Below are 26,461 nucleotides of genomic sequence, written 5' to 3'. Positions count from 1 at the left end.
CTAGAACAGGAAAGGACGGTCCGTCTTATGTTTGGAAACGCCCGATGAGCGTCTGCAAGTCGCCGGTCATATTGCCGAGCGACTCGGCGACACCGTTCAACTCTTGAATCATCGCGAGCTGGGCGTCGGCCGTCTCACCTACGCTACGCATCGTCTCGGCCATGCCTTCACTGTCACTCGCCATATGGATTGCCGCTGTCGCGACTTGTTTCGTCGTCGTCGCGATCTCGCTCGAGGCGACCCGGATCTGTTCCGTGTTCTCGACCGAGGCGTGCAATTGCCCGACGATTTGTTGGAACGACGCCGTCGCTTCTTCAAGCAACGCCGTGTTCGTCTCGACGCGGCGGGCACTGATGGCGTGACGTTCGAGTACCGCATTCGATTGCGTCTGAATCGATTCGATCAAACCGGCGATTTGGGACGCCGATTGTTTCGACTGTTCCGCGAGTTTCCGTACTTCTTCGGCGACGACGGCGAAGCCTTTCCCTTGTTCCCCGGCCCGGGCCGCTTCGATGGCCGCGTTCAAGGCGAGCAGGTTCGTCTGGTCGGTGATCGACTGGATGACCTCGGTAATGAGGGCAATCTCATCTGACTGTTGTTTCAACGCCGTGATCGATTGACCAGTCACGACCGTCTCCGCTTCGAGCGCGAGCACTTCCTGCTTCGCCTGTTGGATCGTCTGTTCACCGCTTTCGGCGAGCTTTAGACTCGCCTGGACGTCTTGGCTGATCGTCCCGATTGAGATGGCAATCCGTTCGACACCTTCATCGGCGGCCGCGACTGCTTGCCCGCTCTTCGAGGCGGCCCCTGCCTGGTTGACCGTCTCTCCGACGACTTGTTCAATCATCCGCGTCGTCTCTTCTGTCTGCGAAGACATCTCTTCCGTACTCGCGTACAGTTCTTCCGACTGCGCCGTGATCTCTTGGGCGTTCCGGCTCACTTCGTCGATGAGTTCGCGGAGATTGCCTTTCATCTGGTTGAAGCCAAGCATCAACTCGCCGATTTCATCGCGCGTGAGCGCTTGAAGGTCAGCGCGTGTCAAATCACCGTCGGCGACGATGCCGACCTCGTCCGATAGTTGGCGAAGCGGGACCGTGACCATGCGTTGGAGGAAGTAGCCGGCGCCGAGCGTGAGTACGAAAATGATGACGGCGATCACTGCAGAGTATATCAATGCACTTTGACCTCGACTCTCAAGCTGCGCTTGCTTCGCCAACATCGCGGCTTCCGATTCGGCTTGCATCGTCTCTCCTGACTCAATGATTGATGCCGTCACATCCGGCAACAACCGGAGCGCGAGTCGGTCCGCTGTCTCTTGATCATCCGCGTCGATTGCTTGAATCAACTGTTGTGCTAAGTCATCGTAACCTAATGCGTATGACATCAAGTTCTCTAGTTCTTTCGTCTCTTCTGTCGAAGGCGAAAGTTCTAACAAGGCATTGATTGCTTCTTTTTTCTCTTCTGACCCTTGCTGCTCTGCTTCAAGCCGGGCCGGCTCTTGTTCAAGAATATAACCACGCAGGCCATACGCCTGACGGACCATCCCTAACGATAATTCATCGGCCGCCTTCATCCGCATGACATCTGATGAAATCATTTCTTCATATCGGCTCGTCGCATCGTTCAGCGCCATCAGATTGTAACCCATCCCGATTACGACGAGTAAAAGAATCATTCCGATCCCGCCAAACAGTTTCTGCGTCAATGTGAGTTGATTTAGCCTTTTTTTCATCTTCTCGAGGAACTCGTCCTCTCACACCTCTATTTCTATCAAATTTTGGGATCACATGATTTCTATCGGTTTGTGCAAACGGTTTTCCACATTTGTTTCCAATTAATTTAATGGATTGACCTTATTTACGAGTCTCATGTTCCATTTATTGTCACAAAAAAAGACCACAGCCCATCATGGCTGCGATCTAGCTTCATAACTTGAACTGTGACACGCGATTCGAAAGTTCGACCGCACGTTGCTCGGTCTCCTGCATCCGAGTTTGGACGTCGTTGAACCGCTCGACGGACAGTTGGACTTTCTCCGAAATCGACTGCGTCCCGTCCGCCCCTTCCGTCACGGTCGTCGCGACTTCTTGGATGACGTGGAGGATGCTGTCGGTCATATGACGAAGTTGGAGCGCGTTCGCCTCGAACGTCTCTGCCGTTTGTCCGAACACGGTCGCATCTGCCTCATATTGTGTGGCCGACTCCTCGAGTCGGTCGTAATCGGCGAGCACTTTCGTATCGAGGAACGTCAGCATATCGGCCGAACTCGTATTGAGCCGGGCGACCGAATCGATGACCGTGTGCGATACCGCTTGAATCTCGTTCACCGTCTGGCGCGAGTTCTCGGCGAGCTTACGAATCTCTGAAGCGACGACCGCGAAGCCGCGACCGGCATCTCCGGCCCGAGCCGCCTCAATCGATGCGTTCAAGGCAAGCAAGTTCGTCTGGTCGGCGATGGTCAAGATGGCGCTCGTCAGGACACGAATCTGTTCGACCGACTGCGCCCCTTTGATCGCCTCGTCAAGTTCGATGCGTTTCTGTTCGATGATGGCGTTCGCTTCCGTCTTCGATGCAACGGCTTGTTCACGCATGGCGTGAGCGCGACGTTCGACGTCGCCCGCTGTCGTCGCGCTGTCGTTCGACAAGTCGACGATGGAATCGATGGAACTGCCCATCTCGGTCGTCGACGCACTCATCTCTTGCGAGGACGCGGCCGTCTCTTCCATACCGGCCGTCAATTCCTCGACCGTGCCTGACGTTTCTTCCATGTAACGGCTCAGTTCAATGACTTCCGCTGCCACTTCTTTTGACGAGACGAGGACGACTTTTGCCGTCTTGTCGACGTCAATCATGATGTCGCGTAGCGTCGCGAGGAACGTGTTGAACGAGCGGCTCACTTGCGCGATCTCGTCGTTCGATGTGATCGGGATGGCCATCGTCAAGTCGCCGCCTTGTGAGGCCAACTCGTCAAACTTCTCTTGGAGCACCCGCATCGGTTTGATGATGGAACGCAATAAGCTCAGTCCGAGGAACAACAGGAGTACGACCGCACCGATCGTCACCGCGAGTAGTGCGATGAGCGACTGTTGAAACTCACGTTCCATGTCGGCGCCGACACGTTGTGAACCTTCCGAGTTGTAGTCGACGAGCTCGGTCAGGCGTTGCGTGAAATTATCGTATGTCGATTGGGACTGGGCATCGTAATACGAGCGAGCCATACCGTTGTTGCCGGACGTGCTGAAAATCAGCATGTTATCCGACACGCGTTGATACATCTCCCATTGCTTGCTGAAGTTGGCGAACAACTCCTTGTCCGTCTCACCCGTCACCGTCTGTTCATATTTCGGGGCAATCTCATTGATGCGTTTCCGAATCTCTTTCATCGCGGTCATCAATTCTTCTTTCGCGGCCGCGTCATCCGTCACGATGTGTTCGAGCTCGAGCGCACGATAGTTCGCCGCGAGCGTGTTCAACTCGTGGGCGTAGTCGAGCCCTTTGTTCCAGTTGTTGACGATGTCATCGCCTTGACGATTCGCATCGGCGAGCGACAAGAGCGAGTAGCCACCGACACCTGCGACCATGAGGAGCGCGAGAATGACGAGTCCCCACAGCTTTTGACGGATGGTCAGGTTCTTGCCGGTCACTCGTTTTCCTTCACGCGTGCTTGGCTTTCGTCGTTTCGGTTTCCATTGAAAGCGCTGGACGTTTAACCGGTTCCGTAACGCTATCCACTTCTGTTTCACTGACATATGTATATTCCCCTCTCGCATGCAACGTTTCTTCCTATATCGTCTTGACGTCGAGGAATCTAAAGGGGATTGACCAAAATAAAAAAGATGACTGAAAAATCAGTCACCTTTTCTCTACGTTATAATACGGACTTTACAGTCTGGCCGCTTCGGTTGGCCGGCGTCACGACTTTAATCGTCAACTTCGAGCCACGTTTTTGCGGTTTAATGGACACGTTCGTCGAAGTCGATGTGATCGTCTTCTTCGCGACGAGCGTCTTTCCGTTATAAATCGTCACCGTGCCGTACGGGACGTTCGTGCGAACAGCAATCGATTTCGTCGTCGAGCGGATTGTGCCGGTGCTCACCGTCGGACGAACGCCTGCTTTGACGGTCGCGCTCTTCGCGTCACGGGCCACTCCGACTTTCGCCTCGAATACAAGCTTCGTGCCCGCACGCTGACGGGCGAACTTCACTTGATAGCTACCGGTCGAGTTCGCCTTCGTCCGTCCAATCACTTTCGTCCCAGCCTTCACGGTGACGGTGGCGTTCGGGAGTGTCTTCCCTTTCCACGTGCTCACTTCGTCAGACGGCGCGAACGACGTCAACGAAGCCGTCGGGACTTTGTACGTCGTCCGCTTCTTCTTCGACCCAATCGTCGACTCGACGACGACCGACGTGCCTGGTTTCACCGAGATCCGGTAGCGGTCTTTTCCAACCTCAGTGTATGAGATTGGCTTCCCATTCACGATGAAGTTCAAGTATGCCGGTGTATCTTTCAACACTGTAAACGTTGAAGTAGACGATGTGACGAGCACATCTTTGATGCTGAGTGTCTTCGGTGCGTCACTCGTCACTTTTTGTTCGAACGTTTTACTGAGTTCAGGGCGGAAACTCGCGATGAGTCGAATCGTCTGTCCTTCCCAGAGTGGTCCTTTCAACGCGATGACGTTCGTTCCAGGAACGAGACGTTTTGCTGATTCATCTCGGCCATTTCGCGCCACCGCGAGCAGTGGAGAGAGTGTCCCGTTATAATGAACAGTCACAGTCGTATCACCTGTCTTCGGTGGTTTTGTCCACGTGACGTCAGGCACCGGATAATCTGTTGATACGTAAATATTCGCATACTGACTGTTCGTGTCGAGAATGCGATAAATGACACGGTAGTACATCGGCTTGTCTCGATTGTACTCCGTTAACTTCGCGACTCCCGATGCGTCTGCTTGGACTTCACGAACTTCATAGTTTGTCGGTGAGAACAATTGACGCACCTCGACTCGGGCATGTGGTTTTGTCCGAATCGTCACACCTTCCATCGCCGTCTCGGTCAACACTTCGGCGATGTTCGTGTCGGTCGGTTCATTCATCTGGAACGTCTGTTTGACCGATGCTGTTGTGGCTTGGTCATACGTCGCGTGATCTGCTGCCCAAACCGTAATGGTTTGATTTCCCCAGAGAATGCCGCGTGAGAATGTGAAACGTCCTGCCTCATCGGCCGTGACCGACCCGTCACAGCTCGCGTATTTGTTGTTTTCACATGTCACATACACCGTCATGTTCGGCGCAGTCATACCTGTAATCTCACCGACCGCCCCGTTGGCAAACGACGTCTCGACTTGAAGCGGCACTTTCGTTACCGGATTCAAGGTGACCCTGCTGCTTGTGAGGTTTCCGAATCGAACGGCATAACTGAACGACTCGTCGAACGATGGGATCGTGTATCCTTCGTCGAATGAGCGCGTCGCGTTGATGACTTCTACATCCGCTCCCAAATCCGCAACCGGGATCTTATGATAGATGCGATCGATTGTCACGACAGTCGCCATCAATTGATACGACTCGCCTAACCAGGTGTTGCCGGCTCCAGTCGGTTTCGTGGCTTTCAGCGATGTGTATAGCTGACCTGGAATGAGGTGGGCACGCTCTGCCGCCAGTAAGCGCTGGTCGTTTCGAAGCAAGTAGCCTCCGTGCAACAGTTTGTAGTCAAGCCGTGAATTGAATGAATCCAGTCGCAGTTTGTTCAATGTCTTCGTGGCTAAATCGATGGTGAGCAAATAATCGAACTCCGTCATCGCGTAGTACGTGCCGTTGTGATAGGTAAACGACTCGATTTCATAGAACGACTGATTTTTCAAATCAAGCGTCGTGATGGTACGTTGCTTCCAATCATACACGTGTAAGTCACTAACCCCTTCTAACAGAAGGTGATCTGTCGTAGGTTCAGCAAATACCGCTGTCACCGTATTCGGCATCTTGATTGTCTCGATTATCTCGCCTGTATCTGGATTCAGATGGAGCAGGACGTCCGAGTACGTGTCCGCAACGATGAGTTCGTTCGCGTTTGTCGCCAATATCACTTGTTCACGATCGGAGAGAGTACGCTCCCACTTCGTGACGCCATCCGAATCAGTCGTCACGAGTTGCTTCGAGCCTTTGTTCTCCCACAACATGATGTCGCGACTCGCATCGTACGTGATAAGTCGAATCGACTCTGTGTCGAACGGCGGGCTGAATGTACGCGTCGACCCATCACGGTTAACGTGAATCATATCCCCCGTCCGATGATGCGTCGCCATGAATGATTCACCGTCTAAGCTCGGCTTGAACGTATAGAAATCTCCATATGACCCCTCTTCATCATGCGACCGATCCGCCGTCAGATTGCCGTTGTAATCGATGGGTACGACGGTCTGTCGTTCTACATCATGAAGCCGCGTGGCTCCGTCTTGATAGTCCAAATAGAAGGGAGACCCTTCAATTGTCTTCACTTCTTGCTCGAGCAGCGTGCCCAGCTCGAACTTCGGAGTCGCGTTCGCTTGATCCATCGGGAACATCACGAACAACAGCGCGACGAATACAATTGCATAGTGCCATTTCTTCATTTACAATACCTGCCTTTTATTCAATATATTAAAAATATACCTTCAATTTGTGATTTTTAGAAGCAAAACAGGAAAAAAGCACCGTCTCTTTTTTTGAGAGACGATGCCTTTGGATTATTGGACATTCAACACGGTCTGCGTGCCTTCAATCATCTTGATTTCGGTCCATTTGACGACGCTCTTGCCGAGCGGGTCGTTGGCGACCATGAAGTCGGCGAGCGCTTGCACTTTCAACGCGTCGACCGGCTGTTTCACGTTATTCAAACGGAAGCGCGATACTTTATTGAACATGTCCAAAAATGCGATTTCTACTTTAGTCTCAGTCATGGGTTAGTCCTCCTTGGATGTGGGTGTGATTAGACGAGATCGTATTCGCGAACGACCGACACGGTGAAATCTTCTTGCTCGGTCAAGTCGAGCATGAGGTGACCGAACGCCTCGGCATTGTCAGCCGTGAGCGCCGCCCGGATCGGACCGAAGCGCTGCGTTTTCTTCGTCGGTTTCAAGCTGTTCAAATCGTGGTGCGTCGTCAAGACGAGTGTGGCTTTCTTTTCAGTCAATACGGCCATGGGGGATGGCTCCTTTCGGGGATGGATTACAATTCAGACGGATAGGTCGAGTCGAGACGTTCGAGCAGTTGAATCATGCGCTCAAGGCGCGTCTCGATCCGGTGGAGCAGATAGAGCGAGACGACGATCGGGAAGCCGAGGTTCGAGATGAGTTCGGGCCAGCTCATGGGCCCACCCGCTCATCGGAACAGCCTCCGGCGGGACGCTTCGGTACACGCATCAGGGATTCCTCCAATTAGAACGTCACGTGGAATTCACGCGACACGACGTATGCGGCGGATTCGACCGCGAGAAGCGGAATCAACAGATCACCGAACTGCTTGATCTCCTCGGTCTCCATCCGCGCACCGAGTGGACCGAACCGGACGAGCTGACGCTTTTCCTTGCCGTCAACGAGCCGCTTCGTGTCCAGATAAAAGACGCTTGCGTATTCTCGATACACTGCCATATGTCTCACCTCCTTCGCCCCTATTAACCGAAGTTGGTGAATGTTTGCTCATATTTCCTTGTAACCTTTTCGTAACGACTATAGACCTATTCTGAATGAAGGCGCATTCATCGGTAAAAATCGGCGTTATTCCTTGAATTCTCATACCAATTAGGGTATCTTAATAGACGTCAATCGCATTTCGAAAACACGCCTAAAGTCCCACGAATTCATTTCCCCACTTTGAAAAAACTGGCAGTTAATTGCTTAGAAATGGGTTACTATACGGAGGAGGGCATTTTCGAAATGACCAGTTTGACTTGAAGAAGGAGATACTCTAGATGAACAGCTTAGACTTCGCACTCAACACTTCTATTCCTTCCGCTCAACTCGACTTCGACCACACCGACCTGACGTTTTATGCGACTGACTGGGATGCTTATCGCCCGGAAAACGCGAAGCCGCTCCTGTACAACGAACGCCCATTGACCGTCTATCCACTCAAAGAACTGAGCCGTGCGTTTCATGTCGCCGGGATTCCCCGTAGCCAGCAACAGCTGATCAAATGGGAAACCGACGGCGTCTTGCCACCGACCCCGTTCACGATGGGACGCAAGCGCTTCTATACGGAAAATCAGATTCGGACAATCGTCGACATCGCATTGGAATGCGGACTACGGCCCCGGACACACGTCAAAAAGACGAACTTCTCCGAGCTAGCCCATAAAGAATTGGCGTACATACTCCAACTGGAATTGAAAACCGAACTCCCGCATGAATGAGCGGACATGAGGCAGCCCTTCCTGAATCGTCAGGAAGGGCTGTTTTTGGATGGATGAGGGGCGATCGCGCTCAAGTACAAATCGAGCGATGTTTCGACCTCTGTCACGACAAGGGCGACAAAGTCGTCATACATTCCTGTCGTATGCGCTCGATCTAACGCATTGTAATAACTCAGGCGATTTTCGACTTTGATGACAATCGGCGGATAACCGGACTTCATCAACTCTAAATTGAGCAACAACCGAGATGTACGACCATTTCCATCAATGAACGGGTGAATCCCCACGAACTTAGCATGCAACAAAGCGCCCCGTTCAACCGGGTGCATCGTATTCGTCTCTGTTTCATACCAATTCATCAGTTGCCCCATCTGTTCTTGAATGAGGTATGGAGGCGGCGGCATATGAACGGATCCAGCAATAAACACTTGCTGGTCCCGATAGACGCCTGCATACGCATCATCAATTCCTTTCAAGTCGAGACGGTGCAAATTTTTTATTTGCCACTCCGTCAGCGGTTCTTCGCGTTGGACAATCTCTTCTACATAAGAAATGGCGTCCTGGTGGTTAATCACTTCAAGATGCTCGCGCATCGTCTTCCCGCCAACCGTTATACCTTCCAGCACCACTTTTGTCTCGTTGATTGTCAACGTATTTCCTTCAATGGCATTCGAGTTGTATGTCCATTCTAAAAAGAGTTTTGCTCTCAAACTTTGAAGCGTATACGTCGGCAGCGGTCGATTTTGATCCAGTTGTTCTTTTTTCATCGTCAGTTGCTCAAACATATAACCCGCTTCCTTTCTCTCAAGTGTTCGTGATTTAATTATACGCTTGTTTACCTGAGCAAGTCGATTTCGAGTGAACGCCTCATTTCATCTTTAATCGGCAAGGATACCCTCTACTTCAATCGTGTCCCGGGCACAGCCCGACGATAAGTGGGAGAGGAATTGCCGCCGGGGCCGAATCGTGCACGTCCGACTCAATGAACGGCATCGGCATCGACGCGAACGAACTGCCGTACATCTTCGAGCGCTACTACCGGGGCACGAACACGACCGACGCACTCGGCAGCGGCCTCGGTATGGCGATTTCCCGGGGCATCATCAAAGCGCACGGCGGCACTGTCACGGTGACGAGTGCGCGCGGGTCTGGAACGACGATTCGCATCGAGTTGCCGGCCTGACGCGAGCGGCAAAAAAAACGCAGACACGTAACATGTCTGCGGTCCATTCAAAAGGATTCGCTCAACGGAGCGAATCCTTTTTCGTCGTGTCATAATCCTCAATCCACGTCTCGAGCTCATCAATCGGGAGCGGACGCGAGAACAAGTAGCCTTGCATCTCATCACAGCCGAGCGAGCGGAGTGTGTCGCGCTGGTCCGTCGTCTCGATGCCCTCGCACACCGTCTTCAAGCCGAGCCCGCGGGCGAGCTCGATAATCGACTGGACGATGACGTTCCCGGTCGGATCGTTGTCCGTCACTTGGATGAACTGCCGATCGATTTTAATCTCATGAATCGGATAGTGCTTCAAATAGACGAACGCCGAGAAGCCGGTCCCGAAGTCGTCGATTGAGATCGAGAAGCCTTGTTCCCGGAACGCGACGAACCGCTCGATGACGTGTTGCTGATTCTCCATCCCGACGCTCTCGGTGATCTCGAACGTCAAGTAGTTCGGGCAGACGCCCATCTCCTTGACGATATGGGCCAGCTTTTCGACGACCCCGTCCGATAGGAAATGACGGGCCGACAAGTTCAAGGCGAGCTGATACATCCGGCCCTCGTCGTGCCATGTCTTCAACTGGCGGCACGCGGCCTCGAGCGCCCATTCTTCGAGCGCGATGATGACGCCGGTCGATTCGGCGAGCGGGATGAAGTCGAGCGGTGGAATCAATCCTTGTTTCGGATGAATCCAGCGCATCAGCCCTTCGAATCCTTTTAACTTGCCCGTCGCCGCTTCAATCTTCGGTTGGTAATAGAGCGTGAACTCGTTCAAGGCGAGCCCTTTTCGCAAATTCATCTCGAGTGTCAGACGGGCCGTCGCCTTCTCACCCATCTCTTCCTCGTAGAAGGCGACCCCCCCGCGCTGCACGTGGCGATCATTGGCCGTGATTCGGGTCGTGTCCATCATCTCGAGCGTCGAGCGTGACTTGTCTTCAATCGAGATGAAGGCGCTCATCGTCAAGACGACGTCGAGCTCCCCGACCGCGAACGGCTCGCTCGTCACCGTCTCACAAATCAAATCGGCGAGCGCCTTCACTTTGATGCGGTCGCCGTAAGGCGTCCACAGTAGAAAGCCAGATTGAGAGACGCGCGCCAAGAGCGACGCATCGACGACTTGTTGGAGGCGTTCCGACAGTTCGATTACGATGTCGTCCGCGCGCTGGATGCCGATTGCCGTCTCGACGGAACGGAACTCGTCCGCCCGGAGATAAATCAATGAGCCGAGCTGGTGCGGTGCCTGTTCGCGGAGCGCGTCCACCCGCTCGATGAACCCGTTCAAGTTCATGAGCCCGGTCTGTTCATCCGTATAGGCGAGTTTCGTGATGTGTTCATCGATCTCGCGGCGGTCGAGCCGGAGATAGAGGATGGCGATAAAGTCGGACAGCGTGCTGACAATCAGCTCCTCGATGAACGTCCATTGCCGCGGCGCGAACGTCTCACAACAGATGACCCCTTTCGCCCGATTGTTCGCATAGATCGGGGCATCGAGCATCGAGTAAATCCGTTGCCCTTCCACGAAGTGCTGCTGGTATAAATCCTTCACCCACTCGTGGGTCCGGACGTCTTCGAACGGGAGCACCCGGTTCGTCCGCAACGCGTCGAAATAGACAGGTGCGTCCCCACGCATGACTGTCAACACCGGTTCGCTCGGTCCCGTCTCTTTCGAATAGGCGACTTGGCAACTGATCGAGGCATACGTCTCGTCGAAATGCCAAATCGAGACCGTGTCGACGTCGAGCATATCGGAGACGACCTCGCACATATATAAGAGCGCTTGCCGTACCGCAGCCTCCGTCACCTCTGGCATTCGGACGAGTTCGAACAGTTTCTCTTGATGTTTGCGATATGATTGTGTTGAAAAGTTCCCCTCGTTCATAAGTCCCCTACTCTCATTCAAACGTTTTGCATTCATGATAGCACGAAAAGAACTATGGATAGGTTTCCAAAATTCAACAGAAAGTCAATTTTCGATTCCCCTGTTTCTTTAGTACTCCCGCCTCATCCGTGTCCGAAAATATTGACCTCATTTTTAACGGAATCCACTGATTGAGCCATTTCCACCATTGCTTGCCGTTTGTGTAAACCCTACAATAAACATGTATTGCTTTACCTGTCGATAATTGTCAAAAGCACTCATTAGAGAAGGAAGTGACCCAATGTCCCCTAAGTCCGGCCTCATGTACTCATTCGCAGCCATCGCCGCCGTAAGCATCATCGCCCAGGCCGACGAAGTCGCAGCAGCCAGCTCACACGTCGTCCGTGCCGGTGACACGCTCTGGTCGATCAGCCAACAGCACAACGTGTCACTCGCCAATTTGAAAGCCTACAACAACTTGAATTCAGACCGTCTCGCCATCGGGCAGACGCTCAAATTAAGCGGAAACGCCCCGACCACGGTGAAACCTGCCGCCACACCTGCCACGTCACGCACGGGTACCGTCACGACAGCCGCATTGAACATGCGCCTCGCCGCAGGCACATGGCATCAAGTGCTCGTCACGATCCCGAAAGGCCAGACGCTCACACCGATTCAAACGAGCGGCGCCTGGACGAAAGTCAGTTATGGTGGGAAGACCGGTTGGGTACATAACGGTTACTTGACGACCTCATCCGTCAAACCAGCTGCACCGATCACACCGACACCAACGACACCTGCTGCTCCGGCTCCATCAAGCAATGCTACCGTCACGACGGCCGCCTTGAACATGCGCGCCGCTGCAGGAACATGGCATCAAGTGCTCGTCACGATTCCGAAAGGTCAGACGCTCACACCGATTCAAACGAGCGGTGCCTGGACGAAAGTCAGCTATGGCGGGAAGACGGGTTGGGTACATAACGGTTACTTGACGAACTCATCCGTCAAACCGACTACACCGAGCACGCCGACAAAACCGGCCGCGCCTCAAGAACAGAGCATTAACCAGTCGTACGTCACGACGGCCAACTTGAACGTCCGTCAAGGCCCGGGCATCGGCTATGCCCTCGTCACGAGCATCCCGAACGGCACGACCGTCAAAGCGACGAAACAGATCGGCACGTGGGTATACGTCACGCATAACGGCAAGAGCGGTTACGTCAGCACCGGTTACTTGAAACAGACGACGACGGCACCGAGCGCGCCGGTCACACCGAACGCCGGAGACGGCGGTGCGGGCAACGAAGCATTCGACTACGTCGTGAACACGCCATCGTTGAACGTCCGCGCTTCGGCCTCGACGAGTTCGGCTATCATCGGCAGCGTCAAGTCCGGCCAGACGCTCCGCGTCGTGCAGACGTCGAACGGTTGGCATCAAATCTATATCGGGAATACGACCGGTTTCGTCGCGGCGTCTTACGTCAAGGCGGTGCCGAAAGGGTCTACGGTAAACCCAACTCCGACTCCGGCTCCTTCACAAGGTGCCGGAATCGCAGCCATCGCCGTCGCCAAGAAGTATGTCGGCACGCCGTACATCTGGGCGTCATCGAACCCGGCCAACGGCGGATTCGACTGTTCAGGGCTGATCCACTATGCCTTCAACCAGGCTGGCTACAGCGTCCCACGCACGAATGTCGCCACATACTGGGCCGGGTCTTATTTCGGAACACAGCTCAGCAAGACGTTCGTCCCGCAAGCGGGCGACCTCGTCTTCTTCGAGAACACGTACACGGCCGGACCGTCACACATGGGCATCATGATTAACGCGGACACGTTCATCCACGCCGGGACGTACGGACTCGGCTATAACACGATCAGTAAAGAGCCATACTGGAAATCACGCGTCATCGGTTACAAGCGACCGTGACCTTCGGCGCATTGAAAGACCCGACCTTTGTCGGGTTTTTTTTCGTGGGGCAGGATTTCCCTCGAAAGACTCGAACAGGGACTATAGAATGGGAAGAGAAAGAAGGAGGTGTCCGATGGGAAGCAATCGATTCGCTAAAATTCCGTACCGGATTTACACGATGGCCCTCGCCGTCGCTTGTCTCATCGGCGTATTGTTGTTCGGGCTCGGCCTGAGCTATTACTGGAAAGAAAAACACGTCGCCGTCGACGAGACGGTGCGCGACTTGAACCACGCCTCCGACTTGGCCGGCGTCGAGTCGTATCTCGTCTTGCATCACGCGGCCAAGCTCTACGAGACGAACTCGGAGCAACCGACGGCGTTACTGTCGGCCCCGTACCGTGAACGGGCGCTCCAATACAACGTGCAACTGCTCGACGACTTCGAGACCGGGGTCGATGAGCGTGAACGGGAGGCGTTGCTGCGCTTCTCGGAAGACCTCGAGGACACGTTGAACGCGGACGGCTTGAGCCGCTTCGAAGCCGTGCCGTTCGACGTCATCGAGTCAATCAACCGACGCTGGCTCTATCAAGGGCTCGAACGGACCGCCCAAGCGAACACGGCCTATGAATTGACCGATGCCGTCATGCGCATGCAGATGGCGTTCGTCGAAGGCGTCACGAACTTGCTCGCCGAGACACCGGATGAAGACCAACTCGAGTTCGAGGTCTCGACGATCGCGAACGAGGCCCGTCTGATTGAGGATATCGTCGCGACCGACCCGTCGCTCAGGACGAAATCGGTCGACGATTTGATTGAGAGCGCGCTCGCCCTCGGACGGGTGACGGCCGCCAATTCGACGCTTGAGGCTCGTTACGTCAACGGGACGAGCTTCTATGAGGACTCGCACGCCGCACTACAAGCGGTACGCGCGGCAGCGGATGACACGCTCTTGACCGAGCGGGACCGTTACGGCGCACTCGCCCTCACCGTCCTGCTCATCACGCTCCTGTTGTCGGGGGCGCTCTTGTTCGCCCTCTGCTACACAAGGAAGATGTACGCCCATGACCTCGGGCATTTGAAGGCGCGCGCCCTCGCCATCGACCCGAGCACGGAACCGGTCGAGGAGACGTTCCCGCCGAGCCATGACTTCCGTGGCATCGAGGATGAGCTTCGTGAGATTGCCGTCAGCGTCCATTCGACGGTGCACACGCTCGAGACGAAGTCGAACGACCTGCTCCGGTATCACGAGCGCTGGTCGTCCCTCTTCTCCGAGACGGGTCTCGCCATCGCCTTAATCGATGATACGTACAACTTCATCGAACGCAACGATGTGTTCCGCCAGTTCTTCGGCGAACGGAACTTGTATGAAATTAATCAATTGTTCACCGACACGGGGCGCCGCTTGTTGCGCGAGGCGCTCGCCGGGGTGACGGAGAATGGGACGAGTGCCCAGTTCATCCTGCACTTGAAAGGCGAGCACGTCCGCTTCTTGAACGTCAAAATCATCCCGCTTAAGCGTGGCGAGACGCTCACGTATTACCTCATCCTCGAGGATGAGACCGAGCGCGTCGAACGCGAACGCAAAGTCGACCGGCTCGTCCGGTTCGACCTCGCCACCGAACTGTATAACGAATATGGCTTCCTGCGGGCGTGGGAAAAACAGGACATCGACGGGACGTTCCTCTTGATTAAACTGAACGACTTCCACCACCTCGTCGACTGGTACGACCCGACGTATGCCGACTTGCTCATGACCGAGTTCGCCCGTCACGTCGAGGACCGGCTCGAGAAGTACGCGCATCACTTGTTCGGCCGTTACCGCGACGACACGCTCATGCTGTATGTCCGTGGCTTCAGCACCGTCGATGAACATGAGTTGATGGAGCTGTTCCCGACCGAACTGTTAATCAATCAGAAACGCCAGACCGTCCACGTTCAAATCGGGGCGACGCATACGACGCCAAGCTTTAACGATTGTCTGTTCGAGGCGACGAAGGCGTTGCAACACGCCAAAGAGACGCGCACCCCGTTCGTCTGGTACGACGCGAGCATCCTCGCCCAGCTCCAATGGGCCGCCTTGATTGAACAGGCGCTCCCGGAGGCAATCGAACAAGGCTATATCACCGTCGCCTATCAGCCGCAAGTCGAGCTGAAGACAGGCCGTGTCGTCGGGGCCGAGGCGCTCGCCCGCTGGCAGCACCCGGACATCGGCAACGTGCCGCCGAACGAGTTCATCCGCATCGCCGAGCGCTCGGACCAAATTCTTTGGCTGTCGCACTCGATTCTCGACTTGGTCGTCGAACAGCTCGTCGCCTGGCGTGACACACCGTTCGCCGACATCTCGTTGTCGTACAACTTGTCGGCCCATTCGGTCGACCCGTCGATCGTCACGAAATTGCGTGACTTGATGGTGACGTATCCATGGCTCCCGGACCGGCTGAAAATCGAGTTGACCGAGTCGGCCGACATCATGTCGCACACGACAGAGCTCGAACGACTCGAAGATATCTCTGACCTCGGCTACTGCCTCTCGATTGACGACTTCGGGACCGGCTACGCCTCGTTCGAAGCGATTTGGCACTTGCCGATTCAAGAAGTGAAGATCGACCGCATGTACGTCAGCGGCAAAGCGAAGGACAGCACGTCATTCCTCCGTGCCGTTTCTCGCTTCGCGAGTGAACAGAAATTGACCTCGCTCGCCGAGGGCATCGAGACGGAACAGGACCTCGAGCGGATTATCGCGGAAGGTGTCGAACTCGGACAAGGTTATTATTACGCCCCGGCCCTTGACGCGACCACGTTCGAAGCTTGGGTGAACGAAAAAAGAGGGCACCTCGCCTAAGCGAGCGCCCCTCCGACCGGTTGACACATGTCAGCCGGTTTTTCGTTTGATGAGATTGAGCACGAGCTTCAGTGCGATCAACAGTCCGATGACCGGCAAGATGACCGGTAGCGACCCGCGCGGCAAGAGCCCAAACACGATGAACGCCGTCATCCCGATGGTGAAGAACAGTTTGACCCCTCGCTCATGGCCGTCGAACTGTTCCCAGCGCCAGACAAGAAGCAACAGTGTCAGCGGCGCGAACAAGAACGTCAAGAAAAAGAACGGCATGTGCCGTGTATACCAAGGTTGTGTCATTTCAGTCGGACCTCCCCATATAACTCTTCCGTCGCCTCGTTCGACTCCACGTTCACATAAATCGGTTTGCCGCTCCAGTCGATGCGTACGGCGGCCTCGATGTCTTGGTCGAGGTAGACAAGCACGTCCTCCCCGTCCGTCGTCCGGAAGTGTCCGATCAGGCGTGAACCGACGGCGGCACCGTTCGTCCGGCGGTCGAGGCTCGGCCGATACGTCAATGTCACGGTCTCGATTTCATCATACGGCACCGTCTCGCCGTAGCTACCCTCGATGACGAGTGCCGAGTCGGTGAGCGTCACCTCGGTCGGCTGACTGAACCAGAGCCACAGGCCGGGCACGATTGTGACGAGGAGACCCAAGACGACAACGACCGGGATGAGTTTCTTTTTGCCGCCAGGGCGGATGTTCCCGTCCTCGTCATAAATGTTGCCGTCATACTTCTGAGCACGCCAGAGCGTCACGACGATGAGGATGAGCATCAAACCGAAGAACGGTTCGACCGGGATGTCGAGTCCGAAACCGAGTCCATGGATGGCGGCGATCAGTAGGAAGATAACGGCCATCCCGTAGCACATGAAGCCGATTAAACGCGCTACCGCCTTAATATTGACGCGCGCCTTATCTTCGCGCTTCATCGTATTATACCCGGAGATGAGGAAATGCCAGCCCAAGCGATGGACGGCGAAGCCGAGTGCGAACAGAATGAGTCCGGCACTTAAGTAGATCCACATACAAGCGTCCCCCTTTCTTCTATAGTCTACGGGAAAACGAGACCGAACGTTTCAAAATCGTGAATCTGCGTCGTATACTCAGGGTAGAACGTTCAAGGGGGAATTCGATGTATCGCACCAAAGCAGATTTTCTACACGACTGGACCAAATCATCGACCGGCACGCTCGACGTGCTCCGCACCGTCACCGACGAGGCGCTCGGGCAGGAGATTGTTCCAGGCCATAACTCAATCGGCTGGATCGGGTGGCACATGACGACCGCGCTCGGCTATTTCACGAACTTGCTCGGCTTCCGCTTGTCGGCGCTGAAAAGTTTGACGCAACCGAACGACGCCAAGGCGATCGCCGACCAATACGCGCGCTACGCCGACGAGATTAGCCAGGCGGCCGAACAGTTCTCGGACGCCTATTTGTTAGAAGAAGTCGACGTCCACGGCGCCAAACAGCCGCGTGGCGCCGTCTTGCGCATGATGATCGACCATCAGACGCACCACCGCGGCCAGATGACGGTGCTCCTCCGTCAGGCGGGACTCACGGTCCCGGGCGTCATGGGACCGACGAAAGAACAGATGAAGGCGTGAAAAAAGGCGAGGCCCCGTGGGGTCTCGCCTTTCGTCACATCGATGACGGTGTATTCTCCTTGTTTTGCATCCGACCGACCCCTTCGTACTGGACGGTACCCGGGTCGCGTGCATACTTCCAAGCGTTGCGCGCATCGATCAAGCGCTTCGTCCGCATCCCGTCGAACGCTTCCGGTTTCAACGCGACGAGCTCGTCCCATTCCGTGACGAGGATGGCGATGTCCGCTCCCTCGAGCGCCGCTTCGACCGTCTCCGCTTGGGGGAAGTCCCACTTGGCGAGCGGGTCGTAACCGATGACTTCGACTCCACGTATCTCCAACAGTTGAGCGAGCGTCATTGAAGGCGCGTCGCGCATGTCGTCCGTCCCCGGTTTGAAGGCGAGGCCAAGCAAGGCGACTTTGAGATCGCTCTTCGGTTCGACTTTCGAGGCGACGTACTCCATCTGGGCGTCGTTCGCGTGCATGGCTGCTCGGATGACCGGTAAGTCGACTTCGTTCTCGTTCGCCACGTTCAAGAGCGCGTGCATATCTTTCGGGAAGCACGAGCCCCCGTAGCCGAGTCCGGCGTTCAAGAATGAACGTCCGATGCGCGGGTCGAGCCCCATCCCTTCGGCGATTGTCGTGATGTCCGCCCCTGCCTTGTCGGCGAGACGCGCCAAATCGTTGATGAAACTGATTTTCGTGGCGAGGAACGCGTTCGAGGCGTATTTGATGAACTCGGCGTCAACCGGTGACGTGCAGACGATCGGGACACCGAGGCGGCCATAGATGCCTGCGAGCTCTTCACACATCTCGAGGTCGTCACTGCCGATGACGACGCGATGCGGTTTCAATACGTCGGCGAGGGCACGGCCCTCTTGAAGGAATTCCGGCACGACGGCGAACGTGTGGGCCGGATACATGACCGACAGCATGTCGGTCGTCCCCGGCGGCACCGTGCTGCGGATGATGATTTTATGTTTCGACTCGACCTCGGACAAGGCCGCGTCGACGAACGTCAAGTCACAGCTGCCGTCTTGCTTGCTCGGCGTCCCGACAGCGAGGACGAGGTAGTCGACCGTTTCTGTATCGGCAATCGAGTCCGTGAATGTGATTGAACCGTGATGATCGCGTAACACGTCTGCCATGCCCGGTTCGTGGAACGGGACGTCCCCGTTCATAAGACGGAGCAGTCTCGGTTGGTCTTTCTCGACACCGATGACCTCATGCCCCGCTTTTGCTAGTCCACACAGGGTGGCCAGCCCGACATAGCCAAGGCCGATGATTCCAAATTTCACGATAGTTCCTCCTTCAATAGTCTTCTATTAACAGTACAGAAAAGCGGCATGCAAGGGAAGGCTCTAACACTCTCTGAATATTCTCTGCTATAATGAGTCAAAATGAGGCTAGAAAGGAATAACCGCATGGGATTGCTCGCTTTCTTTTTGATTACGCTCTTCGTGTTCTACTGGTTTCCTATTCGAGGTGGACTCAAGACTTTCCTGCTGATTCTCATCATGATCAGCGGATGGCTCTCGATTTTCGAACTCGTCTCCATCATCGAAGCCCGCCCTTGGGTTGCGGCCCCTGTCCTCGCGCTGATCGGTTTGTTCGTTTGGAAATGGCGCAAAGACAGACGGACGAACTTGAACAAGCACCCAGACATTTGACACACGTCGAATGTCTTTTTGAATTTCTGTACAATTTTTTCGCTAAATATGGGAAAACAATTTTTTGATGCTATCATACGTTCAGTACATGGTTTTTTTGAAAATAAGGGGAGACAATTATGAATTTTTACGGGCTCGACATCACACCTTGGATCGAACCACTGGCCCAATTCGTGTTTTGGTATCCGTTCTTCATGGCGCTGTTTTGGATTTCAGGCGCTCTCTTATTCAGCTTGACGCGGGAGAAAGAAGAAGAACTCGATTTGAACGAGCGGGAATGGCCGCTCATCAGTATCTTGATTCCTTGTTATAACGAAGAAGAGACGATTGCCGAGACAATCGAGTACTTAGATCGTCTCACCTATCCGAATTTTGAGATTATCGCCGTCAACGATGGTAGCCGTGACAAGACCGGCGACATTCTCGTCGTACTCGCCGACAAATATGAACGTCTGCGTGTTATCGACTGTCATGAGAACCGAGGCAAGGCAAACGCGCTACATATGGCCGCCCACGCCGCCCGCTCCGAGTATTTGCTCTGCGTCGACTCGGACGCATTCTTGAGCGAGGAGGCCCCGTATTACCTCGTCCGTCACTTCTTGAACCGCGGTGAGCGCGTCGGTGCCGTCACCGGCAATCCGCGCATCCGTAACCGCGACACGCTCCTCAGCCGGATGCAGCTCGTCGAATACTCGTCGATTATCGGCTCCATCAAACGGACGCAGCGTGTCATGGGTAAAATCATGACCGTTTCCGGCGTCATCGTCATGTTCCGCAAGAAAGCGTTGCTGTCGGTCGGGCTTTGGGACCGCGACATGATCACCGAGGACATCGCCGTCTCGTGGAAACTCCAGAAGAATTTCTGGGACATCCGTTATGAGCCACGCGCTCTCTGCTGGATGCTCGTCCCCGAGTCGATCTCTGGCATTTGGAAACAGCGCGTGCGCTGGTCGCAAGGCGGACAGGAAGTCGTCTTGCGTCACTTCGACATCTTCAAAGACTGGCGCCAGCGCCGGATTTGGCCCGTCTATATCGAACAGGTCGTCAGCGTCCTCTGGGCGTATGCCTGGCTCATCGTCACGGTGTATCTGTTCGCGACGGCCGACACGTGGCAGGACATGTTGATTTGGTTCACGTACAACTCGTTCGCGCTCGTCCTCGTCAGCCACGTCCAGCTCATCATCTCGCTCTGGAACGACGCCCGCTACGATAAAGTGTTCAAATATTACGTCTGGGCCGCTTGGTATCCGGTCATCTACTGGATGCTCAACACGTTCGTCGTCATCGCGGCGACACCGAAAGCGATTAGAGCCCGTGTGAAAGGAGGCTATGCGACATGGAGTTCACCAGACCGGGGGGCACGGAGAAGCAGCCTGTAAGTGAGTTATATGATTACGAGCAAGAGATTCTCGTCAAGACGAAACAGAACGTGTTCCGCAAAGGGATTGAGCTGTTGCTCACGGTCGTGTTCTGGCTATACACGTTCATCGTCACATGGTTCTTTTTGAGCGCCGTCGTCGACGTGAACGACCGCTATATCGCCATCCTCAAGACCGCCTTGAACGTGACGAACGCCGACATCCGCGAGCTGCTCTTCTTCGGGATTGTCTCGTCGTTCATCGCCGCCCTGTCGCTCTTCCTTTGGCGGACGTACAACAAGCGGAAGTACGGCCCGCTCAACCGCCGGCAGATGCCGACGGACACGACGCTCGACGATTGGCTCAAACTCGACTTGATGGAGCCAGAAGATATCGAGCGGCTTCAGCGTGACAAGGTCATCGTGTTCACAGAAAATCCAGTGAAAGAGTTGAAATGATGCGCTACATGAAATGGCTGGTCGTTCTATTGATTATTGGCGGCATCGCTTGGAAAGTATACGACGTGTCCTCGACGACACATGAGGACGTGCCCGATGCGGCGCTCCTCCCGACCGAGAACGTCTGTCTCGGTCTCAACTATCACCGCGTCAAACAGCCGAACACGTGGAACAAGCTCGTCGAGAACGTGACCGGCTCGTCCGAACTTGTCCGCTACAACGTCTACGCCGACAAGTTCGAGCAACAGATGACGTGGCTTCAAGAAGAAGGCGTCCACTTCGCGACACAGGCCGACTTGCTCGGCTATCGCGCCGGTGAGCCGATTCCGGACAAATGCGTGTGGATCTCGTTCGACGACGTCGACCATACCGTCTATGAGAACGCGTTCCCGATCTTGAAAGACAAGCAAATCCCGTTCACGCTGTTCATCATCACCGGTCATGTCGGCGAGGCGTTCCAAAACTTGGACCTCGCCCCGTGGACCGAATTGAAGGACATGCAGGCGAGCGGGCTCGCCGACTTCGGGACACATACGCATGACATGCATTACGTCAAAGACGGAGGCGCCGTGTTCTTGCCGGAAGACATGCAAGACGAGCTCCGACAAGATTTGGAGACAAGTGTCGCCGCCATCGAGAAGAATCTCGGGACGCGCGTCACGACGATCGCCTATCCGTTCGGCAACACGAGCGACGCCGTGACCGAGACGGTGCAAGACCTCGGCTTCGAACAGGCGTTCATCTTGAGCCCGAATCCGATTACGCCGGACAACGACCCGTTCTATTCGAACCGGTACTTGCTCGATGCCGAACTGTTCGAGCTGTTCGTCAAACCGTATTTCGAGCAACACTGACTTGACCCCTCGTCCGATCGACGAGGGGTCATTTTTATTCCTCCTGCAACTCGACTTGGTCCCCTGCTTCAATCGTCCCGTCCATGACCTGTTCCATCTCCTCTAAGCTGAACGCGTCCACGAGCTGGATGCCGTCGACATACACCGTCGGCACATAGGCCACGCCGAAGTCGCGCGTGAACAGCCGTGAGTTTTGGATGCCGACGTCGACGTGATTCTCGAGCAGTTCATCCGCATTGAGGTTGAATTCAGCGGCGAGTTCACGGGCATACGCTTCCGTGCCAAAACCGTCCGACCCGGAATCGAGCCCGATGGCGCGCTGCACTTCATAATAGCGGTCCGGGATGAGCCGTTCCACATTATAATCCACGTTCGCGAGCAGTTGTGACTGTTCGTTCAACAGGACGAGCGGCTGTCCTTTGAACGTCGCCTCGCCCGTGTCAATCCAGCGCTCCTCGATCTCCGGTAGTACCTCTTCCATCCACTTCTTGCACCACGGGCAACTGTAGTCGAAGACGAACACGATCTCGTGCTCTCCTTCCCCGAGCGCGACTTTGTCTTCGAGCGGGAGTTCGTATGTTTTGTATGTATGGACCTTCGTCGAATCGACCGCCTCGCTTGGACTGCAGGCTGCAAGGATGACGATGAGTCCGACGAATAAAAACAGAAATCGCTTCAATGTATAACCTCCTATTTGTTCAATCGTTCACATGTTAGTTATATCACGTTTGGTTGGCAGACTCGAGTGACGTTATGGTGAAATTTGTCAAAAGAAATGACACATAAGAAAACGAGCGGACCCTAAGGCCCCCTCGATTCATTTGACGACGCGTGTCGTCTTCTTCACTTCTTCGTATCCGTTCTGCGTCATCTTCACGGTGACAACCACGCCTGGTTTCTGACGTGAAATCGTCAGCTTGTAGTTGCCTTTCGAATCGACTTTCGCGGTCTTGCTGATGAGTTTCGTCCCGACGTACGCCTTGACGGTCGCCCCCTTGTTCCCTTTTCCAATGATCACGTTAGAAGTAGACTTCACCGTGTTGACCGTGAACGTCCGGAACGTGTTGAGGACTTTCACAGAAGTACTGCTCGACGTGTTCCCGGCCGCGTCTCGCGCGCGAACCGAGACGGTCACCCCTGGCTTCGTCGTCTTCACGTTGTAGCGATACGAGCCTGTACTCGATGCTTTCGTCGTGTACGTGCGTCCGTTATATGTGATATACACGGTCGCGCCTTTCTCGGCTTTCCCGGACACATACGTCGACTTGTTCGTGAGCGTCGAGATGGTCGGTTTCGTTGGAGCCATTTTATCGATCGTAAACGTGAGTGACTTGACGTTCCCAGCTTGGTCCGTGACACGGAGCGTGTAAGCACCCGAGTTCTTCACCGGCCAATTGTTGCGAATCCGTTTCCCGTTCAACGTCGCCGTGCCTTCATTATATTGAATCGTCACCGATTGATTCGTGACTTGGCGACTCTTGACGCCTGAGATGACAGGTGCCGTCCGGTCGATGGTGAAAATGGTCACCGTCTCGTTGCCCGTCGCGTCAGACAAGCGAAGCGTGTACTTCCCAGGCTGACTGATCAGTTTGCCTGACGTGTACGGCTCGCCGTTCAGCGTCGCCGTCCCTTCGTCGAATCGTGGTGCGACACTGCGATAATAGGCCTTCCCGGCTGTGAAGCCAGTAAGGACAGGAGGTGCATTGTCGATAGTGAAGCGAATCGTCGTCTCATTTTCAGCTTCATCGGTGACAATCAATTTGTGTTCACCGTTTGTCACGATTGCCGTTCCTGACATATATGGCTGTCCAGACAACGTAGCGGTCCCTTCATCAAACGTAGGCGTCACTTCTTTATACGTCTTGCCTTCCTCGACACCATTGACTTTGATTGGTGTCCAATCAAGCACGAATCGAATACGTGTCACATTCTTCGCTTCATCGGTGACGACGAGTTCATACGTTCCTTCTTGATCGATGATGGTGCCTGACGTATACGGTTTCCCGTTCAATGTCGCCGTACCTTCTCCAAACGTTGGCGTCATAGCACGATTCGTCGCTCCATCTTTGACACCTGTCACAACGGGTGCCGTCTGGTCGATGCGGAACGAACGTTTCGTAACGTTGTTTGCTGCATCCGTCACAACGAGTTCATACGTTCCATCTTGATTGATTGCTTGCCCCGACACAAATGCCTTCCCATTCAATGTCGCAGTTCCTTCATTGAAAACTGGTGTGATTGACTTGTTATATAGGATTCCTTCCATAACCCCTGTCACATTCGGAGCTGTACGATCAATCGTAAAATTGATAGTCGTCTCATTTCCTGTTAAATCGATCACGCGGAATGCATAAGTGCCTTCAGTTTCAATTAAGGTTCCTACTTTATAAGCTTGACCGTTCAATGTCGCAGTTCCTTCTGCGAATTGAAGACGTGCTTGTTGGTAAGACTTCCCTTCTTCTGCGCCTGTGACCGCAACCGGTGTCTGATCAATCGTGAAGCTCGCTTTCGTCTCGTTCCCTGCCTTGTCACGAACGACAAGCTCGTAGTCACCTTCAGTCGAGACCGTCGTGCCTGACGCGACTGTTTTTCCGTTCAACGTGGCGCTGCCTTCGTTGAATGAGAGCGTGACATTCTTGTTTGTGTAACGTGACGAAATTCCCGACACGACTGGTGCTTTCGTATCGATTGTGAACTGACGTGTCGTTGAGTTCCCGCTCTGATCCGTGACGATCAACGTGTAAGCACCGTCCGCCGTCACTTTTGTGCCGTTTGAAACAGGTTGCCCGTTCAATGTCGCCACGCCCTCATTGAACGTGAGCGTGACGGCGCTCGACGTATAGGCATCGTTCGTCACACCACTGATGATTGGTGCGATGACATCCTTAATTACTCCTGTGTACGGTTTGCTTTGAAGCAGACCGTGCTGCAACTGTAATTTGTACTCGCTATAAGAATCGAGCGTGAGATTCTTAAACGCGAACGTCCCGTCTGGAGTCGCGGTCGTCGTGTATGTGCGTTCTCCAAGCGTCAACGTGAGCGTTGTATCCGGTTCGGCTTGACCACGAATTGCTTGATCGTCATTTTCGACCGCATTGACGTTGAAGACTTCATATTGTTTTGTTTCAGAAGCCGACGCCAATTCAATCTCATCGACCGCATGGTAAGCGATTGTGACACTGTTGTCGAGTTGAATCGGACCGCCATACGTGAGCGGTTCAGCGTTCTCGTTCAGCTTGTAGTAAATCGTCGCATCTTTCGTCGCTTCCAATGTCACTGACTCGCCTTTCGGATAAATCCCGCTCGGCAAGCTCGCGGTGACGACAGGTAAGTCACGTGAATACACTTTGTACGTCCAGCGATGGGTCTTCCCGTATTGATCCGTCATCGAGAAGCGAAGTGTTTTATCTTCCGGTACGACGACATCAGTAAGACGGAAAATCCCGTTCGCTTTCGTCGTCACCGCCTCACCGTTCAAGTAAAGCGCGCTGAGCGGAATGAATGAACCGGCCACATCGACCGTCCCGTTTTCTTCGAATAATGGCGCTCCCGAGATTTGGAACGGGAGCGTCCCATATAGATCGTTCGTTGCCGTCATCGAGTTGACGTAATTCGAACCAGAAAGGACGACCATGCCATCTTGATACGGATTGTAGTAACCGAATGTGAAGTAGCTGGCGCGCATATCCCCGTTCAATTCGAGACCGCCATATGAACGAAGACGACCTCCAACATAGACGTCCCCATTGATTTGAACGTTCGAATCAATGTTCAATTGTGCACCCGGCAACACGTAAACGTCTTGATTGATGGTTTCATAACTCCACCACTCATACCCACTGACGATGCGTGCATTGACCGGTTCAATTGCTGGGAGCACATTAATCGTGACGTCCAACCCGTCTGTGACCGTTACGGAGTTTTGATTCAAGTCCGAAATCGTAAGGCTTGTTAACTTCCATTGCCCCGGATGAGCCCGGAATGAATCGTAGGACACCGGGAAGTCGAAACCAGTCGACGTCACTGTCTCACTCGATAAGGTGATAGTTTCTCCATTTTCATGAGTGAATGTTCCTTCAGCTGACTTAAGTTTTAAATCGTCAGAGGCAGAAATCGAGAAGGACATTGTTTCATGTTGATCAAGAACGATATTTTTCACTTCGCTTGAATTGAATTTTGGGCTGAGCAAATCAGTAGATGGATATCTCATATCAAATGACTGATCACTTTCATCTCCGTCTAATCTGGAGTAGTTCCCTTGATTGTCGTAAGCTGCGATTCGGTCTAATACATAACGTCCTGCTTCCATCCCCTCCAC

General features: G+C 54.3%; 23 protein-coding genes. 9 read left to right on the top strand and 14 right to left on the bottom strand.

The genetic code is table 11. From position 1 onward, the window contains the following. Positions 1-25: 25 nt before the first annotated feature. From KNP67_RS06100 to KNP67_RS06070, 7 genes are all read right to left on the bottom strand, one after another. Entirely contained in the window at positions 26-1,732 is a 1,707-nt protein-coding gene (locus tag KNP67_RS06100; RefSeq protein WP_131471771.1) for a methyl-accepting chemotaxis protein, read from the bottom strand. Between the two features lie 193 nt (positions 1,733-1,925). Next, positions 1,926-3,749, bottom strand: a complete 1,824-nt coding sequence (locus KNP67_RS06095) for a methyl-accepting chemotaxis protein (RefSeq protein ID WP_214756238.1) — start codon at positions 3,747-3,749, stop codon at positions 1,926-1,928. 119 nt (positions 3,750-3,868) lie between these two features. Then, the gene (locus KNP67_RS06090) at positions 3,869-6,610 is read right to left on the bottom strand and encodes an Ig-like domain-containing protein (RefSeq protein ID WP_214756236.1); all 2,742 of its coding nucleotides are present in this window, start codon (positions 6,608-6,610) and stop codon (positions 3,869-3,871) included. Between the two features lie 114 nt (positions 6,611-6,724). After that, entirely contained in the window at positions 6,725-6,937 is a 213-nt protein-coding gene (locus tag KNP67_RS06085) for a DUF2922 domain-containing protein (RefSeq protein ID WP_021066376.1), read from the bottom strand. A gap of 29 nt (positions 6,938-6,966) precedes the next feature. Next, positions 6,967-7,179, bottom strand: coding sequence for a hypothetical protein (locus KNP67_RS06080; RefSeq protein WP_058764453.1), 213 nt, complete (start codon positions 7,177-7,179; stop codon positions 6,967-6,969). Between the two features lie 26 nt (positions 7,180-7,205). Further along, entirely contained in the window at positions 7,206-7,346 is a 141-nt protein-coding gene (locus KNP67_RS06075; protein WP_021066374.1) for a YvrJ family protein, read from the bottom strand. Positions 7,347-7,414: 68 nt separating this feature from the next. Beyond that, positions 7,415-7,627 carry a hypothetical protein gene (locus KNP67_RS06070; RefSeq protein ID WP_029594867.1) on the bottom strand — a complete coding sequence of 71 codons (213 nt, stop codon included), beginning with the start codon at positions 7,625-7,627 and terminating at the stop codon, positions 7,415-7,417. A gap of 320 nt (positions 7,628-7,947) precedes the next feature. On the opposite strand from KNP67_RS06070, the gene KNP67_RS06065 reads away from it, so the two are divergent. Then, positions 7,948-8,388, top strand: a complete 441-nt coding sequence (locus tag KNP67_RS06065) for a MerR family transcriptional regulator (protein WP_029594866.1) — start codon at positions 7,948-7,950, stop codon at positions 8,386-8,388. Positions 8,389-8,417: 29 nt separating this feature from the next. Here the strand turns inward: KNP67_RS06065 and KNP67_RS06060 are convergent, their stop codons facing one another. Then, a complete protein-coding gene (locus KNP67_RS06060; RefSeq protein ID WP_214756234.1) occupies positions 8,418-9,173 on the bottom strand; it encodes a Fic family protein in 756 nt (251 codons plus the stop codon). A 197-nt stretch (positions 9,174-9,370) separates the two neighbouring features. Between KNP67_RS06060 and KNP67_RS06055 the strand changes: the two genes are divergently transcribed. After that, on the top strand, positions 9,371-9,571 hold the full coding sequence (locus KNP67_RS06055) for a sensor histidine kinase (RefSeq protein WP_214756232.1): 201 nt from the start codon (positions 9,371-9,373) through the stop codon (positions 9,569-9,571). Between the two features lie 61 nt (positions 9,572-9,632). On the opposite strand, the gene KNP67_RS06050 is transcribed toward KNP67_RS06055, so the two are convergent. Beyond that, positions 9,633-11,486 (bottom strand): sensor domain-containing phosphodiesterase, encoded by a 1,854-nt coding sequence (locus tag KNP67_RS06050; protein ID WP_214756230.1) that lies wholly within the window; start codon positions 11,484-11,486, stop codon positions 9,633-9,635. Positions 11,487-11,766: 280 nt separating this feature from the next. On the opposite strand from KNP67_RS06050, the gene KNP67_RS06045 reads away from it, so the two are divergent. Together KNP67_RS06045 and KNP67_RS06040 are read left to right on the top strand one after the other, a co-directional pair. Continuing rightward, a complete protein-coding gene (locus KNP67_RS06045) occupies positions 11,767-13,392 on the top strand; it encodes a C40 family peptidase (RefSeq protein WP_251130797.1) in 1,626 nt (541 codons plus the stop codon). 115 nt (positions 13,393-13,507) lie between these two features. Beyond that, a complete protein-coding gene (locus tag KNP67_RS06040; RefSeq protein ID WP_214756229.1) occupies positions 13,508-16,216 on the top strand; it encodes an EAL domain-containing protein in 2,709 nt (902 codons plus the stop codon). Between the two features lie 30 nt (positions 16,217-16,246). On the opposite strand, the gene KNP67_RS06035 is transcribed toward KNP67_RS06040, so the two are convergent. Beyond that, entirely contained in the window at positions 16,247-16,513 is a 267-nt protein-coding gene (locus tag KNP67_RS06035) for a hypothetical protein (protein ID WP_131471752.1), read from the bottom strand. Further along, entirely contained in the window at positions 16,510-17,244 is a 735-nt protein-coding gene (locus tag KNP67_RS06030; RefSeq protein WP_214756228.1) for a DUF3784 domain-containing protein, read from the bottom strand. Before KNP67_RS06030 ends, KNP67_RS06035 begins: the two co-directional genes overlap by 4 nt. Positions 17,245-17,351: 107 nt before the next feature. Between KNP67_RS06030 and KNP67_RS06025 the strand changes: the two genes are divergently transcribed. Continuing rightward, positions 17,352-17,825 (top strand): DinB family protein, encoded by a 474-nt coding sequence (locus tag KNP67_RS06025; RefSeq protein WP_214756227.1) that lies wholly within the window; start codon positions 17,352-17,354, stop codon positions 17,823-17,825. A gap of 34 nt (positions 17,826-17,859) precedes the next feature. Here the strand turns inward: KNP67_RS06025 and KNP67_RS06020 are convergent, their stop codons facing one another. Continuing rightward, complete coding sequence (locus KNP67_RS06020) at positions 17,860-19,101, bottom strand: UDP-glucose dehydrogenase family protein (RefSeq protein ID WP_214756226.1); 1,242 nt, start codon at positions 19,099-19,101, stop codon at positions 17,860-17,862. Positions 19,102-19,227: 126 nt separating this feature from the next. On the opposite strand from KNP67_RS06020, the gene KNP67_RS06015 reads away from it, so the two are divergent. The 4 genes from KNP67_RS06015 to KNP67_RS06000 all read left to right on the top strand — a co-directional run bounded on the left by KNP67_RS06015 (position 19,228) and on the right by KNP67_RS06000 (position 22,143). After that, positions 19,228-19,473 carry a hypothetical protein gene (locus KNP67_RS06015; protein ID WP_029594856.1) on the top strand — a complete coding sequence of 82 codons (246 nt, stop codon included), beginning with the start codon at positions 19,228-19,230 and terminating at the stop codon, positions 19,471-19,473. A 119-nt stretch (positions 19,474-19,592) separates the two neighbouring features. Further along, entirely contained in the window at positions 19,593-20,852 is a 1,260-nt protein-coding gene (pgaC, locus tag KNP67_RS06010; protein ID WP_214756225.1) for a poly-beta-1,6-N-acetyl-D-glucosamine synthase, read from the top strand. Next, entirely contained in the window at positions 20,810-21,289 is a 480-nt protein-coding gene (locus KNP67_RS06005; protein WP_029594854.1) for a PgaD family protein, read from the top strand. The genes pgaC and KNP67_RS06005 overlap by 43 nt, the downstream gene beginning before the upstream one ends. Further along, on the top strand, positions 21,289-22,143 hold the full coding sequence (locus KNP67_RS06000; protein WP_214756224.1) for a polysaccharide deacetylase family protein: 855 nt from the start codon (positions 21,289-21,291) through the stop codon (positions 22,141-22,143). Before KNP67_RS06005 ends, KNP67_RS06000 begins: the two co-directional genes overlap by 1 nt. Positions 22,144-22,177: 34 nt before the next feature. On the opposite strand, the gene KNP67_RS05995 is transcribed toward KNP67_RS06000, so the two are convergent. Beyond that, positions 22,178-22,822 (bottom strand): thioredoxin domain-containing protein, encoded by a 645-nt coding sequence (locus tag KNP67_RS05995; protein ID WP_165569430.1) that lies wholly within the window; start codon positions 22,820-22,822, stop codon positions 22,178-22,180. Between the two features lie 138 nt (positions 22,823-22,960). Then, a complete protein-coding gene (locus KNP67_RS15555; RefSeq protein WP_214756222.1) occupies positions 22,961-26,167 on the bottom strand; it encodes an Ig-like domain-containing protein in 3,207 nt (1,068 codons plus the stop codon). Positions 26,168-26,461: the final 294 nt, after the last annotated feature.

The sequence above is a fragment of the Exiguobacterium sp. s157 genome, from assembly GCF_018618205.1.
GTDB classification, from domain to species: Bacteria; Bacillota; Bacilli; order Exiguobacteriales; family Exiguobacteriaceae; genus Exiguobacterium; species Exiguobacterium chiriqhucha.
The sequence above is the reverse complement of the archived record's forward strand: the minus strand, read 5'-3'. Positions and strand labels throughout refer to the sequence as shown.

Coding starts and splice junctions, on each gene's coding strand:
- KNP67_RS06100 (WP_131471771.1), bottom strand. CDS start 1,732: ATGAAAAAAAGGCTAAATCAACTCACATTGACGCAGAAACTGTTTGGC.
- KNP67_RS06095 (WP_214756238.1), bottom strand. CDS start 3,749: ATGTCAGTGAAACAGAAGTGGATAGCGTTACGGAACCGGTTAAACGTC.
- KNP67_RS06090 (WP_214756236.1), bottom strand. CDS start 6,610: ATGAAGAAATGGCACTATGCAATTGTATTCGTCGCGCTGTTGTTCGTG.
- KNP67_RS06085 (WP_021066376.1), bottom strand. CDS start 6,937: ATGACTGAGACTAAAGTAGAAATCGCATTTTTGGACATGTTCAATAAA.
- KNP67_RS06080 (WP_058764453.1), bottom strand. CDS start 7,179: ATGGCCGTATTGACTGAAAAGAAAGCCACACTCGTCTTGACGACGCAC.
- KNP67_RS06075 (WP_021066374.1), bottom strand. CDS start 7,346: ATGAGCTGGCCCGAACTCATCTCGAACCTCGGCTTCCCGATCGTCGTC.
- KNP67_RS06070 (WP_029594867.1), bottom strand. CDS start 7,627: ATGGCAGTGTATCGAGAATACGCAAGCGTCTTTTATCTGGACACGAAG.
- KNP67_RS06065 (WP_029594866.1), top strand. CDS start 7,948: ATGAACAGCTTAGACTTCGCACTCAACACTTCTATTCCTTCCGCTCAA.
- KNP67_RS06060 (WP_214756234.1), bottom strand. CDS start 9,173: ATGTTTGAGCAACTGACGATGAAAAAAGAACAACTGGATCAAAATCGA.
- KNP67_RS06055 (WP_214756232.1), top strand. CDS start 9,371: ATGAACGGCATCGGCATCGACGCGAACGAACTGCCGTACATCTTCGAG.
- KNP67_RS06050 (WP_214756230.1), bottom strand. CDS start 11,486: ATGAACGAGGGGAACTTTTCAACACAATCATATCGCAAACATCAAGAG.
- KNP67_RS06045 (WP_251130797.1), top strand. CDS start 11,767: ATGTCCCCTAAGTCCGGCCTCATGTACTCATTCGCAGCCATCGCCGCC.
- KNP67_RS06040 (WP_214756229.1), top strand. CDS start 13,508: ATGGGAAGCAATCGATTCGCTAAAATTCCGTACCGGATTTACACGATG.
- KNP67_RS06035 (WP_131471752.1), bottom strand. CDS start 16,513: ATGACACAACCTTGGTATACACGGCACATGCCGTTCTTTTTCTTGACG.
- KNP67_RS06030 (WP_214756228.1), bottom strand. CDS start 17,244: ATGTGGATCTACTTAAGTGCCGGACTCATTCTGTTCGCACTCGGCTTC.
- KNP67_RS06025 (WP_214756227.1), top strand. CDS start 17,352: ATGTATCGCACCAAAGCAGATTTTCTACACGACTGGACCAAATCATCG.
- KNP67_RS06015 (WP_029594856.1), top strand. CDS start 19,228: ATGGGATTGCTCGCTTTCTTTTTGATTACGCTCTTCGTGTTCTACTGG.
- pgaC (WP_214756225.1), top strand. CDS start 19,593: ATGAATTTTTACGGGCTCGACATCACACCTTGGATCGAACCACTGGCC.
- KNP67_RS06005 (WP_029594854.1), top strand. CDS start 20,810: ATGGAGTTCACCAGACCGGGGGGCACGGAGAAGCAGCCTGTAAGTGAG.
- KNP67_RS06000 (WP_214756224.1), top strand. CDS start 21,289: ATGCGCTACATGAAATGGCTGGTCGTTCTATTGATTATTGGCGGCATC.